Annotated in this window: 21 protein-coding genes and 1 pseudogene; 14 read left to right on the forward strand and 8 right to left on the reverse strand. The window is 33.3% G+C overall.

Going from position 1 to position 13,293, the window contains the following annotated elements:
- Positions 1–98: 98 nt before the first annotated feature.
- From H3T84_RS06740 to H3T84_RS06775, 8 genes and pseudogenes are all read right to left on the reverse strand, one after another.
- Positions 99–662, reverse strand: a complete 564-nt coding sequence (locus tag H3T84_RS06740; RefSeq protein WP_198218639.1) for a hypothetical protein — start codon at positions 660–662, stop codon at positions 99–101.
- A gap of 99 nt (positions 663–761) precedes the next feature.
- A complete protein-coding gene (locus tag H3T84_RS12460; RefSeq protein WP_198218764.1) occupies positions 762–1,088 on the reverse strand; it encodes an RHS repeat-associated core domain-containing protein in 327 nt (108 codons plus the stop codon).
- Positions 1,089–1,126: 38 nt separating this feature from the next.
- A pseudogene (locus H3T84_RS12465) lies at positions 1,127–1,189 on the reverse strand (RHS domain-containing protein); the annotation flags it as partial.
- 187 nt (positions 1,190–1,376) lie between these two features.
- The gene (locus H3T84_RS06755; protein WP_198218640.1) at positions 1,377–1,811 is read right to left on the reverse strand and encodes a hypothetical protein; all 435 of its coding nucleotides are present in this window, start codon (positions 1,809–1,811) and stop codon (positions 1,377–1,379) included.
- Positions 1,812–2,293: 482 nt separating this feature from the next.
- Complete coding sequence (locus H3T84_RS06760) at positions 2,294–2,740, reverse strand: hypothetical protein (RefSeq protein ID WP_198218641.1); 447 nt, start codon at positions 2,738–2,740, stop codon at positions 2,294–2,296.
- 309 nt (positions 2,741–3,049) lie between these two features.
- Entirely contained in the window at positions 3,050–3,526 is a 477-nt protein-coding gene (locus tag H3T84_RS06765) for a hypothetical protein (protein ID WP_198218642.1), read from the reverse strand.
- A 1-nt stretch (position 3,527) separates the two neighbouring features.
- On the reverse strand, positions 3,528–3,827 hold the full coding sequence (locus tag H3T84_RS06770) for an EndoU domain-containing protein (protein ID WP_370524079.1): 300 nt from the start codon (positions 3,825–3,827) through the stop codon (positions 3,528–3,530).
- On the reverse strand, positions 3,818–4,324 hold the full coding sequence (locus H3T84_RS06775; protein WP_198218644.1) for an RHS repeat domain-containing protein: 507 nt from the start codon (positions 4,322–4,324) through the stop codon (positions 3,818–3,820). Before H3T84_RS06775 ends, H3T84_RS06770 begins: the two co-directional genes overlap by 10 nt.
- Positions 4,325–4,414: 90 nt before the next feature.
- On the opposite strand from H3T84_RS06775, the gene H3T84_RS12160 reads away from it, so the two are divergent.
- The 14 genes from H3T84_RS12160 (at position 4,415) to H3T84_RS12345 (ending at position 13,284) form a co-directional block, all read left to right on the forward strand.
- On the forward strand, positions 4,415–4,555 hold the full coding sequence (locus H3T84_RS12160; RefSeq protein WP_232346149.1) for an RHS repeat-associated core domain-containing protein: 141 nt from the start codon (positions 4,415–4,417) through the stop codon (positions 4,553–4,555).
- A gap of 15 nt (positions 4,556–4,570) precedes the next feature.
- Complete coding sequence (locus H3T84_RS06785; protein ID WP_198218645.1) at positions 4,571–4,714, forward strand: hypothetical protein; 144 nt, start codon at positions 4,571–4,573, stop codon at positions 4,712–4,714.
- Between the two features lie 237 nt (positions 4,715–4,951).
- Complete coding sequence (locus tag H3T84_RS06790; protein ID WP_198218646.1) at positions 4,952–5,410, forward strand: tetratricopeptide repeat protein; 459 nt, start codon at positions 4,952–4,954, stop codon at positions 5,408–5,410.
- A 611-nt stretch (positions 5,411–6,021) separates the two neighbouring features.
- Positions 6,022–6,234 (forward strand): hypothetical protein, encoded by a 213-nt coding sequence (locus H3T84_RS06795; protein ID WP_198218647.1) that lies wholly within the window; start codon positions 6,022–6,024, stop codon positions 6,232–6,234.
- 134 nt (positions 6,235–6,368) lie between these two features.
- Positions 6,369–7,613: an RHS repeat domain-containing protein gene (locus H3T84_RS06800; RefSeq protein ID WP_198218648.1), complete on the forward strand. Its 1,245-nt coding sequence runs from the start codon at positions 6,369–6,371 to the stop codon at positions 7,611–7,613.
- Positions 7,614–7,616: 3 nt separating this feature from the next.
- Positions 7,617–7,985 carry an Imm8 family immunity protein gene (locus H3T84_RS06805; RefSeq protein WP_084564315.1) on the forward strand — a complete coding sequence of 123 codons (369 nt, stop codon included), beginning with the start codon at positions 7,617–7,619 and terminating at the stop codon, positions 7,983–7,985.
- Between the two features lie 282 nt (positions 7,986–8,267).
- Entirely contained in the window at positions 8,268–8,561 is a 294-nt protein-coding gene (locus tag H3T84_RS06810; protein WP_198218649.1) for a hypothetical protein, read from the forward strand.
- Positions 8,555–8,971: a hypothetical protein gene (locus H3T84_RS06815; RefSeq protein WP_198218650.1), complete on the forward strand. Its 417-nt coding sequence runs from the start codon at positions 8,555–8,557 to the stop codon at positions 8,969–8,971. Before H3T84_RS06810 ends, H3T84_RS06815 begins: the two co-directional genes overlap by 7 nt.
- Positions 8,972–9,092: 121 nt before the next feature.
- Positions 9,093–9,455 carry a hypothetical protein gene (locus tag H3T84_RS06820; RefSeq protein ID WP_198218651.1) on the forward strand — a complete coding sequence of 121 codons (363 nt, stop codon included), beginning with the start codon at positions 9,093–9,095 and terminating at the stop codon, positions 9,453–9,455.
- Positions 9,456–10,152: 697 nt separating this feature from the next.
- Entirely contained in the window at positions 10,153–10,857 is a 705-nt protein-coding gene (locus tag H3T84_RS06825; RefSeq protein ID WP_255518380.1) for an RHS repeat domain-containing protein, read from the forward strand.
- A gap of 3 nt (positions 10,858–10,860) precedes the next feature.
- Entirely contained in the window at positions 10,861–11,331 is a 471-nt protein-coding gene (locus H3T84_RS06830) for a hypothetical protein (protein ID WP_174833525.1), read from the forward strand.
- A 207-nt stretch (positions 11,332–11,538) separates the two neighbouring features.
- The gene (locus H3T84_RS06835) at positions 11,539–12,024 is read left to right on the forward strand and encodes a hypothetical protein (RefSeq protein WP_174834435.1); all 486 of its coding nucleotides are present in this window, start codon (positions 11,539–11,541) and stop codon (positions 12,022–12,024) included.
- An 88-nt stretch (positions 12,025–12,112) separates the two neighbouring features.
- Positions 12,113–12,352 (forward strand): hypothetical protein, encoded by a 240-nt coding sequence (locus H3T84_RS06840; RefSeq protein ID WP_174834434.1) that lies wholly within the window; start codon positions 12,113–12,115, stop codon positions 12,350–12,352.
- Positions 12,353–12,555: 203 nt separating this feature from the next.
- The gene (locus H3T84_RS12345) at positions 12,556–13,284 is read left to right on the forward strand and encodes an RHS repeat domain-containing protein (RefSeq protein WP_198218653.1); all 729 of its coding nucleotides are present in this window, start codon (positions 12,556–12,558) and stop codon (positions 13,282–13,284) included.
- The last annotated feature ends 9 nt before the right edge of the window (positions 13,285–13,293 follow it).

Raw genomic sequence — 13,293 nt, forward strand, 5'->3', positions numbered from 1 at the left:
CTACTCACATAAACTAAGGTGAGAGTGAGCCCATCTCTACAGTAAATCAAAAAGCTATAATGGATTATTGGAGAAACTATACATTTTTATATAGTCGATTATCCAAAGAAAAAATACATAAAATTATCTACAAACAATTTAGAAGAAAGATTTTTGTTTAATTCCTTTTCAATTCTTAATAAATATTCAGGTTTGTGATTAAAATCATCATCAGCTACATCACCGCAAAATTCAATCTCTTCCACCTCAATAAGTTTTGAATAAATATTCAAAAAATCACTTAATGAGTCTGTTAATTTATACATATCCATCTGTACACTACCATAAACAGGAGATTTAATGTCAGATGAATCACATAACAACACATCACCATTACGTTCAGCAAATATGATATAACTACCTTTCCATTCTGGATCATTATCCCAGCCATCAAGGATATTTTTCAATTGATTTTTTTCGATAAATCGAATATATAAATCGTTTCCTAATATTGGCCCATCTTCAAGTATTATATGGTCATAAAAGTATAGAATCTCTCCAGCTAATGGAAGATCAATTTTATCAGCATTCAATTTCGTATTAGAATACTGCATAATCCCTATAGTTTCATTACTGTTTTGAAATGTTTCTGCAAATTTACGCAGACTATTATCAATAAACATATATTTTCACCTTCAGCATTTATTATGTTGTCTTAAAGTAGCGCCTCGATCTATCAAACATCCATTGGTTGGCAAGTTTACTATTTGGTGTATTCAAAATTAGCGCTTTTTCTGTAGCTGTCCAAGCCAAGCTCGAGTTCCCTTTCCTCCATTTTGCAATAATACTTTTTCTTGTGCCGAAACCCTATTTATTGCGGTACCCTGGTTTCCAGATTGAGCACTTAACGAATCATGAAGCTTATATGTTATTAAGTCATCCGCCGCAGTTAACCCCAATGGATCAATCCATAACAGCGCATTTGGCGCATACTGATATAGATTATAGCCACCCAGCAATCCAATCGGGTCGGGCTGTGTAAAGCGACCTGTATCCGGGAAGGTATTGTAATGCAGTCCGTTTTCTCTGTCTGAATACTGATCAGATATCTCAGATTCTGTTGTATCTCTCTATGGGCAATCTCCTGTATCGGTTTGCCCCATAACTGATATGAGCATTCCCAAACGATTTCTCCGGCTTCATCCGTCAGCTACTCCGGCATGCCGTTTACATCGGTATGGAAGTAGTAGATATGCTCTTGCTAATTGCCTGTCCGATCTATCCGCGCCAACGCTTCATAGCTTACAGGCCTGTATACAGATACCAACTATACAGTTTTAATTTACATAATTAATTTGGTTAATTTTTTTAAATTAAATATAATTAACTTGTAAGTATTATTCAAATGTTTGAAATTTTGATAGCCAATAATTACCCTTATCATAAACACAATTAATTAAAACATTTCCTTCTGTTTTAATGGCTAATTCACGACTATAATAGATTTGTTTATCGAAATACCATTTTATATTAGCTATATCAAGATATTTAATAATAAGTTCAAAACTTGTTTCAGAATATATGATATTATCATTTAATAGCGTTACTGGATAACGAGTTAAGTAAAAATTTAATGAATTTATTTTTGAATCGATTACTTTGATTTCCAATGCATTATAAAAATATGAAAACACTTTTTCTTTGTTTAATCTATCAAAATAACACTTCTCTATTAAATCTTCTTTTTTAAAAACGGAATATATTTCTTCCTCAACTAGTCCAACCTTTAATTTTAAATACACTCCTGTTCTAAGAAAATTAGTTAAATCCATTGATTTTCCCATTATTTTTAAAATTCTATCATAATAGATCTATCTAAATAGAGCAAATAGTATGGCCTTAAATAATGCAAATTTATCTGATAAATATCTTAAACAAGATTCTACTTTTATAATTATTTATATTATTAAATATAATAATGAATATAATATATAAATATTTTATAGCCCTATAATGGGAAGATAGTAAGTGATATTTATATACTTTCTATCCAATTCTAAATCAAAAGATTTTTCAAAATTATTTTTTGTATTCACGTTAAATCAACTTTCTAAGAAATTATGTTCTTTAAATGAAACCATATTTATGAAAGTTTCTATCAATATTTTTTCATTTACTGAACACTTTTACATTCTTGTTTTAGCATGTTGCTAAAAGCATGATCGTCTCACAATTATATACTATTTGGTCAATTTTTTAATTTAGTAAATAACGAGATTCAAATATTAAAATTATTAGTAATATAATCTAAAAATTAATCAAATACATCTTTAGATATTTGAAATTTAGATAATCGATAATTGCCTTTATCATAGATACAACTGATTAAAACGTTCCCTTCTGTTCTAATGGTTAATTCACGACCATAATGATTTCTTTTCTCAAAACACCATTCTATATCAGCAATATCGAGATATTTCATAATTAGTTCGAGACTTGTTTCTGGATATATAAAGATATTATTTAGTAATGTAATAGGATTATAAGTTAAATCAAACCCTATTGTATGTATCTTTGAATCAACTATTATTATTTGTAACCCATCATAATAATAAGAAAAGCCTTCATCTTTATTCAATTTATTAAAATAATTTTTTTTGCCTAAATATTTTTTTTTAAAAACAGAATATATTTTTTTCTCCGACAATCCAATTTTTAATTTTAAAAATTTTCCCGTTCTAAGAAAATTGGTTAAATTCATTGATGTTCTCCAATACTTTTGAGAATACGATTAAGTTAAACTTTAATAACTCTACCAAATATCTTAATTTTTATAAGAAATTTTATTTCTAGTGCATCCATATTATTGCGTTTTCTCGATGAAATATTGATTTCTTTTTCAGTATTGATATAAATAAAATATGTACTTTAAAAATCGAAACTTGTAGTCAAAAATATAACAATTATGGATATCAACCACACTATACACCATTTATTTAAAATTTTAAATTTTCTTTAATCTTTGCTTCAGAACCAATATTAAAACTATTACTCTAAATGTATTTAAGATTCATTTAGAATTAGACTTTTTTAATTTTTTTATCATCTTTTGGATTAGTTCTAAATTTTTTTGTAATTCTATTACATCATTCAGTTTAAATGCCTCTTTGGGTAAATTTCGGATTACAAGATTTGCATTTCTTTTTAATAAATTAAGCAAATAACAGTAATCTATTTCACCAGAGAATATTATTTCTTTTTTACCATAAGTATCATCTATAAATCTTATATTACATATTTGATTAACATAATAAATATCAAAATAGAATGGACCATCCATAAAACGACAATTAGCCATATAATGACGTCCAACCCTACAAGCTTCTTCTATCCAAAAATTTAATATTGCTGCTGTAAAATCATCCCAATTTTCCTCAGGGAAAAAAATATTATTCTCAATTTGAAAATATATTTGCGAAAATATTTGGGTTGATACTTTACTTTTTGATACTCTAACCGTATCAGGTGGGATTATTAAATCAATCATTTTAACGCTTCCTTTGATAAGGATTATAAGGATCAAGGTCAAAAGGATAAGCAGTTTCAACCTTTATAGTCTGTTTATTTATCCACATTTCAATTGACATATTACCAGATGTATCTCGTCCTAAAACTCTATCTCTCTGGGATTTAATAATTTTGACATTAGAATATGCTTCTCGAACAGCTTTTCCAATGTCTTTATGGCTCATATTTTCAGGGAATAAAGTCTTTTTACTGTCCTTGCTTATCATCCCACTCCCTCCTTGAGAATGACCGCTTAGAATATATTCAACATCTATTGCAATTTTTTCTTCGAAAGTAAATTAAATGGCTTTTTTCTACCGTTAGAATTACAATTCTTGATCCCTAGCTTATTTAGTCCCCATGGATCAATCCGTAACAGCGCATTTGGCGCATACTGATACAGATTAATATCACCCAGCAATCCAATTAGGTCTGGCTCGGTAAAGCGGCCTATATCCGGATCATAATACCTGAAAGTATTGTAGTGCAGTCCGGTTTCTCTGTCCAAATACTGCCCCTGATACCGCAGGTTCTGCTGTATCTCTGTATGAGTAATCTCCTGTATCGGTTTGCCCCATAGCTGATATGAGCATTCCCAGACGATTTCACCGGCTTCATCCGTCAGCTCCTCCGACATGCCGTTCAGGTCGGTATGGAAGTAGTAGATGTATTGTTCCTGATTACCGTTTCTGTCTATTCGCGCCAGCGGTTCATAACTGCCTTCGTCAGTATACAGATACAGGCTCTGCCGTTTGTCCGCGCTGCTTTCCTGAATCATTTGCAGTCCGTCCCACAGGAAGGTGGTGCGGTTGCATGGCTAGCCGTCCCAGTCCAGCCGGTGTTTTTCGAGTGAATCAGAGAAACCGGGCTGCACTACAATACTTTCAGGTATTATGATCCGGATACAGGCCGCTTTACCCAGCCGGATCCGATTGGGTTGGCCGGCGGATTTATCTGTATCAGTATGCACCCAACGCGTTTATGTGGATTGATCCTTGGGGATGGGTGAAATTAAAAAATTGCCGTGAGCAATATATGGGAAGAACGCCGGGTAAAAAGAGTACAACCGACAGAACGGATCAACCGAATGCGTAAGGAAGGATGTTTAGGGGTGATAATGAGACCGGTAAGTTTAAAAGCTCAACCTATGGACAATGGTACTCAGTAAAAGATGCAGATATGGCTCACAAAACTGATGTAGTTAAATACTGGAATACTGAAGGTGGATACTATTGACCTAAATTTAAAGAAGTTAGGGATTTTATGAAAAACCTCGATAATTATGAATTAGAGTATTTCAGATATAATCGTTCCCAAGGGGCGAAATTAAGAGAAACCTATAAACATCCTGACGAATTTAAATAGTCAACTGAAAAATAAATTTTTTTAAATAAGTGAGATAAGTATGCGAAATAAAAATTTAAAAGATTTATCAGATGTAAATCCTGAATTAGGAAAAAAAATTGTTTCCATCGGAGAAGAAGGTAACAGATTTGCTAGAAACAAAGATTATACTGCAGCCATAGGAAACTATAAGAAAGCATGGGAGCTTTTACCCGAACCAAAATTAGAATGGGAACCAGATAGTATGTGGTTATCATCTTCATTTTATGATGCTTATTTAGCTTTAAAAGATTATAAAAAGGCTGAATTCTGGGCACAGAACCGGCTTAAAGCAGTAAGTTCTGATATAGATACAGGTCCATATACAGATCTTGGTGTGGTGAATTATGAATTAGGCCAGTATGATAAAGCATATGAATATTTTGACATAGCATATCAAGGTGGCCAAGCACGTGCATTTAAAGAAAGACCTAAAAAATATTTAGATTTTTATTTAAAAGAGACAAAAAATAAAAAATAAATATCGGTCAGAGACATTATAAATAAAGAAAATTGGTGGTAACACTGTTACCCCTAAGAAGCCAAATATTGTACACAGATGAAGGGCTGATTGATGACGGCTGCAGCTCCAATCTGATAGGCTGATTAAATCATCAACTGAGCAAGAATATCAATTCTGCAATTGTTCCTGCTCAGTATGTTTTAAAAACTAATTCAGTAAACACAGACAGAATAAAAATCAGACCTGTATTTCTGATTTATGGAAAATACGAATCTTATGTTAATTTTTTAAAACAATATAATGTAATTGATTTTTATGGTTTAGATTATAGTTATTGTATTAACTATGAAGTAAAAAAATTGCCTCTGGAAATGATTCTGGGATTCTCGGAAAAAGCAGGTGAAGATTTAATTGCTTTTAATGAAAAATGTTTAAACAGAGTACCTAGGACTACTTCGCTATAGTAAGAATAAATCATGGAAATTTACTTTGTTTGCATCTCTTTGGCATAATTTATAATTATGATATTAACATTAATTAGTTATACTTTGGCATGAAAGTAAAATATGGATATTTACGACAAAATACATATTTAAAAATAGTAAGACTCATTTGGTCAATTTTTATCCATGATTACTAGAACAAAAAATAAAGCTAATTATAATCAGAATGAAAATGAATTTCATCTTCCGGATATTACTTTTCCGGCAGAAGCATTAGAGCTTTGGGAAGAAAATCCTAAAAGATTTTTAATGTGTCAGAACTATTTATACCGATATATATATAGAAAAATTAACAAGCTTAAAAAAGCAGGACTTTTGCCAGACGGTATTTTTGAATGAAAAGTTAAATTGTAATTACAATAAGAAGCATAAGAAGTGCTGCTGATAGAAAACACAGTGTACACGATACACTTGACCGGCGGATTGAAAAACAGACCAAACGTCCGGGAGCGGGTATCCTGCCGGATATCATAATGGATCGCAGCTACAGCTACGACAATCTGGACCGACTGGTAAGCAAAAAACACAACCGACAGGGACAAAGTGATTACCGCTACCACGTGACCGGCCGCATCGAAAGCTGCCGCAACGAATCCTACTGGGAAACCCTGCAATACGATGCTGCGGCCAACCTGCTGGACAGAAGACGTGGCGAAGAAGAAAGCAATCAGAACCTGATCCGCTTTAATCAGCTGCTCAGCTTCCGCGGACTGAAATACAGCTACGACGAACACGGACGTACCCGCAGCAAACAAACCGCCAGCGGTACCCAGTATTACCATTACGATGCCGAACACCGCCTGACCGAAGTGCGTATCGAACAGCTAAACCATACTGAACGCTACGGTTACGTCTATGATGCCCTCGGCCGGCGGATCGAAAAACATCGGCTAGACCGAGAAGGCAAACCATGCAACCGCACCACCTTCCTGTGGGACAGGATGCAGATGATTCAGGAAAGTAGCGCAGACAAACGGCAGAGCCTGTATCTGTATACTGACGAAGGCAGTTATGAACCGCTGGCGCGGATAGACCGGACCGGTAATCAGGAACAACACATCTACTACTTCCATACCGACCTGAACGGCTTGCCGGAGGAGCTGACGGATGAAGCCGGTGAAATTGTGTGGGAAGGCTCATATCAGTTATGGGGCAAACCGATACAGGAGATTGCCCATACAGAGATACAACAGAACCTGAGGTATCAAGGACAGTATTTAGACAGAGAAACCGGACTGCACTACAATACTTTCAGGTATTACGATCCAGATATAGGCCGCTTTACCCAACCTGACCCGATTGGATTAGCCGGCGGACTCAATCTTTATCAGTATGCACCTAATGGATTTACTTGGATTGATCCACTTGGCTTGAAATGCGGATTAACAGCTAAGCAACGAAAAAATAAAATTAAAAGAATCAAAAATCAACTTTCTGCTGGTGGAAATAAAGGAATTACAGGTAAAGTAAGTGTTAAAGAAGCAAGAATCTTAGGAGAAACTTTTGTTGGACCTAATTATAGAGAAGTAAAAAGTTATGGGGCTGATCTTTTAATTTCGCAAGATGGATTAAGACAGTATAGAGGGCCTTCTGCTAAATCAGGTATTAATAAAAATACTGGAGAGCCTTGGTCAAAAACAGGTACACAAGTCAATTTTCAAAGTAGAGATATTCCTGAAGGTAGTTGGCCAAACAATGTTCACTTAGATGTGGAGTAAAGAATGAAAATTGCACAACAAAAATTTGAAGTAAAAGATTACTGGTCACCTGATATTTATAATCCCTGGGCATGGAGTCCAGAAGATAATTCTGTTTTCTATTTATTAGAAATGACAATTGGAATTAAAGGAGAAAATAAGGGGGATATTTATTCAGTTATTATTGCAACACCTGAAGGTATACTTAAATTAAATAAAGAAAGAATTAAAAAAGCAAATTTATATAAAATATTATTAATATACCAATATGATTGGAATCAAATTAGAAATGCAATAGATGAAAAACTTGCATGTATTAATCCTGATGAAGGACAACAGGCTTTTGATAAATTAGCTAATATGTTTTATTGGGAATATGAAGGTATGAAGTAATTATTAAAAATTTATTTGGGTTTAATTTAAATAATTTCTTATAATTAACTATAATTATTATATTATTTTTGTAGTTAAATACTGTACATTGTACAACAATACTTTCAGGTACTACGATCCGGATACAGGCCGCTTTACTAGCCTGACCCTATTGGATTGCTGGGTGGCTTTAATCTGTATCAGTATGCGTCGAATGCGCTGATTTGGGCTGATCCATGGGGATTGTCGAAGAGTAATCTTATAGATGGTCGTCCCAAAAATCCCGGAATAGTTCGTCGATTTATGTCAAGCAAAGAGTTCAAGAACTTTAAAAGACATGGATTTACATTTGATCCAAAAGACCCTAGAGGGGGAATAAGTGCAACTTCAATAAATCTAAAGGCAAGAAACCCAGATTATATAAGAAATGCAACCGGTGCCCTAGGAGCAGATTATTATATTGATATTGATACTCGTGATTTAGATGTGACATATAAAGGATCGACAAAGAAAGGATGGCCAGACTGGAAAATCAGAAGTAGTCTTAAATTCGACTCTGAAGCAATCGTAGGTCATGGAAAGGTGAGCAAATGTTAATAGAAATTTTACAAAAATATTGCGAGGCAAAAGAAAAATTATGGCTAGAACTCAGAAATCACCAAGAGCAAAAATATTTTTTAGATAATATCAGTATTTCTGAAGGTACTTTGTTGTTGGAAGAGTTATTAAGATATAATAAACAGTCGAGTTTACTTCAATTTGAGTTGTTATTAAGACTAAATAAAGATGCAGCATTGGCTTTTATCAGAGATTATTATCTGGAGCAAGATCTGGCAAATCATATTGATAATAAAGTACATAATCTTAAAACGATGTTTACTGAGATTAAAAATATTCTAGGAGAAGAAGAATTAATCAAAGTATTAAAATGCAAAGAATTTCGACCGGTAAACAAAAGAAATAAAAAAGTGAAAGAAGCAATTAAGTTTGCCCTCAATAAAAATTAATGGATTCAATAGAAATATTCTGGATTAGTATAACCTAAATCCGTAATAAGAATGTTAAGGGTATCAATAAACTTAAAGTTTATATATTTGAATATAATATTATCGAAAAGGAAAAATCAAGATGATAATTGATGCTATTCAAGAATATATCACTGCCTATCATAATTTATCTAAAGCAATAACAAACGATCAGGAAAAGCAATACTTTGTCGAACATGCTGATGTTTCCAAAGCGACTGATTTACTGAAAAATTTAATATCTTCAAAAACTATGCTGCAACCAGCATTCGAATTATTATTAAAAATCAATAAAGACGAAGCACTATATATTATAAAATCCTGGTATTTATCCCGGAATATTTCTCGTGCTATTACAGACCCAGTTGAAGATCTTGACATAATGTTTACTGATATAAAGGAAATACTGGGTGAAGAAGAATTAGACAAATTATTAAAAAATAAAAAATTTCTGAAAAAAATATGAAAAATAAGATAATTAAAAGGAGATTAAGAGAAGCGATCAGATTTGCTAAAGAAGAAGATTAATAAATTATTTTAGCTCACAATAAAAAATCTCAAAAATATTCAAATGACGTATAATAAATATACACCCGTGAACAGTTAAATAATCCTGTTACGATGCCGAATATGACCTGACCGAAGTACGTCGAACAGCTACCATACTGAACGCTATGGCTACGTCTACGATGCGCTCGGCCGGTGGATTGAAAAACACCGGCTGGAGCGGGACGGTAAGCCATGCAACCGCACCACCTTCCTATAGAGCAGTATGCAAATAATTCAGGAAAGCAGTGCAGACAAACGGCAGAGTCTGTATCTGTATACCGATGAAGGCAGCTATGAACGCTGGCACGGATAGACAAAAACGGTAATCAGGAACAACACATCTACTACTTCAATACCGACCTGAACGGCATGCCGATAGAGTGACAGACGGAAAATCCGTATACAGGTAATTCGATCCTACCTTTATCCACCGATAACAATTGCGTTAAGCAGTTTTCTGCCTATTAAAAGACAAAAACCAGCTTCATAAATATTCAATTTAATCTAAAATTTACAATTATGCAACACTATCTCTCATTATTTCAATGAAATTAATTTAATGAAATTAAACACATTTCTTAAAATACAAGACATTAATTAAATTCATTACCGACCTGAACGGCTTGCCGGAGGAGCTGACGGATGAAGCCGGTGAAATCGTCTGGGAATGTTCATATCAGTTATGGGGCAAACCGATACAGGAGATTGCTCATAGAGAAATACAACAGAACCTGAGGTATCAGGGACAGTATTTAGACAGAGAAACCGGGCTGCACTACAATACTTTCAGGTACTACGATCCAGATATAGGCCGCTTTACCCAACCTGACCCGATTGGGTTGCTAGGTGGCTTTAATCTGTATCAGTATGCGCCAAATCCGCTAATGTGGGTTGATCCTTGGGGATTAGTGTACGCAGGATGTGGACCTTCTTCTAAAGGTTTTAAACGAAGAAACACTATTACCAAGCGTTGGGTAAATATTTTAACTGGAAAAAAACCAGCTAATGTTGAAGATTACTTGTTCTCTAAGGGATGGATACGAGAAGAAAAAACAGTGAAAGGAAATGCAATTCAACATACCGTTTATACTAAAACGACAAAGGCAGGTGATAAATATATATTAGATTATCATCCCGGTGGTAATAAAGAGAAAAATCAGACTAATATACATGGGAATGATTACTGGAAAATTTACAAAGAAAACAAAAAAGGTAAAACAGAAACTTTAGGCAGAATTGGTCATGAAGGGTTTGAAAAATATGATAGAATTCATAACGAACCTGTCTATATTGATGGAATACTAATGAATGGAGAATAAAACATGATAGATTTTAATGCAGATATCATAAGTTATAAGTCTATTGGCAATATTGAAATTGGGCGTAATGTAGAATTTTATATCGATGAATTATATAAAAACTTTGATGTTAAAGAAACCCAGTATGTGGTATCAAAGAGTGTAGAAAAAGACGAAATAAGGTATGAATATTCTTTAAATAATGATACGGTAAGATTTTCTACGGATATTGATGGTCAAATTATTGTAGTAGGGTGCAATGAAAACTATAGAGGAAAATATAAAAATAAATTATATGCAGGCATTACAATGGGAAAATTGATTAATTTAACTAATAAACAGTGGATAAAGTTTGGTGCACTTGTTATAGATCAAGATTATGGTATGATTATTACACTCCCATCACCATATGATGAAATAGCTGATTATTTAAAAGATATTCCGCTGAATTTAATCCTAAATGAGATCTATGTTGGTAATTTTGATTCTTGGTGATGAAATAGCTGATTATTTAAAAGATATTCTGCTGAAATTACTCTTAAATGAGATCTATGTTGGTAATTTTAATTATTGGTTGCCAGCACGTAGATCAAATAAATGATTTATAGCTAAATTAAGTCGTTTATCGGGCTCCAATAAGTTATATCTTCAAAATTTACTAATAGTCTATTCTATATCACACTATGAACGGAGATTAAGGACATGATAGATTTTAGTGCAGATATTATAAGCTATAAATCTTTGGGCAATATTGAAATTGGGCGTAATGTAAACTTTTATATCGATGAATTGTATAAAAAATTTGATGTTGACGTTAAACGGTATAAGGTACCAAGTTATTCTGAAATACAGTATGGATACTATTTGAATAATAGTACAATAGTTTTTTCTACGGATATTTATGGTCGAATTGTGGCAGTAGGGTGTAATGAAAATTATAAAGGTAAGTATAAAAAAAAATTATATACCGGCATTACAATGAGAAAGCTGATCAGTATAACTGATAAATTTTTGATAAAAAATGGTTCACTTATTGTAAATGAAGACTTTGGTATGTCTATTACACTTCCTCCACCATTTGATCAAATGGTTGATTCTTTCAAAGATATCCCACTGGATTTACCTTTAAATGAGATTTGTGTTGGTAATTTTGATTCTTGGCGACAATCACATAAATCTAAAAAGTGATTTATAGTTAAATTAAGTCGGTTACTGGTTTCAATAATCTATATTCTCAAGATTTATTTATAATGCATATATAGTTAAACTATATATCTTGGAAAATATTAAGATTGGGTGTAATGTAAAATTTTATATTGATAAATTATATAAAGAATTTGATATTAAAGTAACCCAATATAAGATACCAAATTATCCAGAAGAAAATGAAATAAGGTATGAATATTCTTTGGATAATGATACAGTAAAATTTTCTACTAATATTGATGGTTTAATTGAAGTCATAGAGCGTACTGAGAATTATTATAGAGAAAAATATAAAAATAAATTATATTGAATAAACTAGGAAAGAAATTAATATTTTCAGTTTTTTTTATTATTTAGTTCCTGTTCAATCTCCTAAACAAGTTATCTTTAAACCTTTTTAATCTAATTATCCACACCAAATGCTACGTCTACGCACTTGGCCGGCGGATTGAAAAACACCGGCTGGACCGTGACGGCAAGCCATGCAACCGCACCACCTTCCTATAGAGCAGTATGCAAATAATTCAGGAAAGCAGTGCAGACAAACGGCAGAGCCTGTATCTGTATACCGACCAGTACAGCTATGAACCGCTGGCGCGGATAGACAGAAACGGTAATCAGGAACAACACATCTACTACTTCCATACCGACCTGAACGGCATGCCGGAGGAACTGACGGATGAAGCCGGTGAAATTGTGTGGGAATGTTCATATCAGTTATGGGGCAAACCGATACAGGAGATTGCTCATACAGAGATACAACAGAATCTAAGGTATCAGGGACAATATTTAGACAGAGAAACCGGACTGCACTACAATACTTTCAGGTACTACGATCCGGATACAGGACGCTTTACCCAGCCGGACCCGATTGGATTGCTGGGTGGCTTTAATCTGTATCAGTATGCGCCAAATCCGCTAATGTGGGTTGATCCATTCGGTTTGAGTTGTACTACTAAAAATAAAGGAAAATATACTGAACCAAGACTTCCTGATAAGGTTATTGTTAAACAAGGCAATGTTGAAATTGTTCATTATACTCGGAGTGGTGATCATGGTCCTGCTCACTTGCATGTCAAAGGAGGTGGTCCTGAAACCAAAATAGGTCAAGGAGGAAAACCATTAAAAGGATCCCCAGAACCTACCTCAATTCAACAAAAAGTGATTAATGAAAACAAATCAAAAATTAGAAAAGCCATTGATAAAATTCAAAAATGGTATAGATTCCAAAAATATGATTGAGTTATAAAA

This window comes from Snodgrassella sp. M0110 (assembly GCF_016101465.1).
GTDB classification, from domain to species: Bacteria; Pseudomonadota; Gammaproteobacteria; order Burkholderiales; family Neisseriaceae; genus Snodgrassella; species Snodgrassella alvi.

What these genes read in the sequence shown, in the direction of transcription:
- H3T84_RS06740 (WP_198218639.1), bottom strand. Translation starts at nt 662, where the DNA reads ATGTTTATTGATAATAGTCTGCGTAAATTTGCAGAAACATTTCAAAAC.
- H3T84_RS06755 (WP_198218640.1), bottom strand. Translation starts at nt 1,811, where the DNA reads ATGGATTTAACTAATTTTCTTAGAACAGGAGTGTATTTAAAATTAAAG.
- H3T84_RS06760 (WP_198218641.1), bottom strand. Translation starts at nt 2,740, where the DNA reads ATGAATTTAACCAATTTTCTTAGAACGGGAAAATTTTTAAAATTAAAA.
- H3T84_RS06765 (WP_198218642.1), bottom strand. Translation starts at nt 3,526, where the DNA reads ATGATTGATTTAATAATCCCACCTGATACGGTTAGAGTATCAAAAAGT.
- H3T84_RS06775 (WP_198218644.1), bottom strand. Translation starts at nt 4,324, where the DNA reads ATGATTCAGGAAAGCAGCGCGGACAAACGGCAGAGCCTGTATCTGTAT.
- H3T84_RS06790 (WP_198218646.1), top strand. Translation starts at nt 4,952, where the DNA reads ATGCGAAATAAAAATTTAAAAGATTTATCAGATGTAAATCCTGAATTA.
- H3T84_RS06795 (WP_198218647.1), top strand. Translation starts at nt 6,022, where the DNA reads ATGATTACTAGAACAAAAAATAAAGCTAATTATAATCAGAATGAAAAT.
- H3T84_RS06800 (WP_198218648.1), top strand. Translation starts at nt 6,369, where the DNA reads ATGGATCGCAGCTACAGCTACGACAATCTGGACCGACTGGTAAGCAAA.
- H3T84_RS06805 (WP_084564315.1), top strand. Translation starts at nt 7,617, where the DNA reads ATGAAAATTGCACAACAAAAATTTGAAGTAAAAGATTACTGGTCACCT.
- H3T84_RS06810 (WP_198218649.1), top strand. Translation starts at nt 8,268, where the DNA reads ATGTCAAGCAAAGAGTTCAAGAACTTTAAAAGACATGGATTTACATTT.
- H3T84_RS06815 (WP_198218650.1), top strand. Translation starts at nt 8,555, where the DNA reads ATGTTAATAGAAATTTTACAAAAATATTGCGAGGCAAAAGAAAAATTA.
- H3T84_RS06820 (WP_198218651.1), top strand. Translation starts at nt 9,093, where the DNA reads ATGATAATTGATGCTATTCAAGAATATATCACTGCCTATCATAATTTA.
- H3T84_RS06830 (WP_174833525.1), top strand. Translation starts at nt 10,861, where the DNA reads ATGATAGATTTTAATGCAGATATCATAAGTTATAAGTCTATTGGCAAT.
- H3T84_RS06835 (WP_174834435.1), top strand. Translation starts at nt 11,539, where the DNA reads ATGATAGATTTTAGTGCAGATATTATAAGCTATAAATCTTTGGGCAAT.
- H3T84_RS12345 (WP_198218653.1), top strand. Translation starts at nt 12,556, where the DNA reads ATGCAAATAATTCAGGAAAGCAGTGCAGACAAACGGCAGAGCCTGTAT.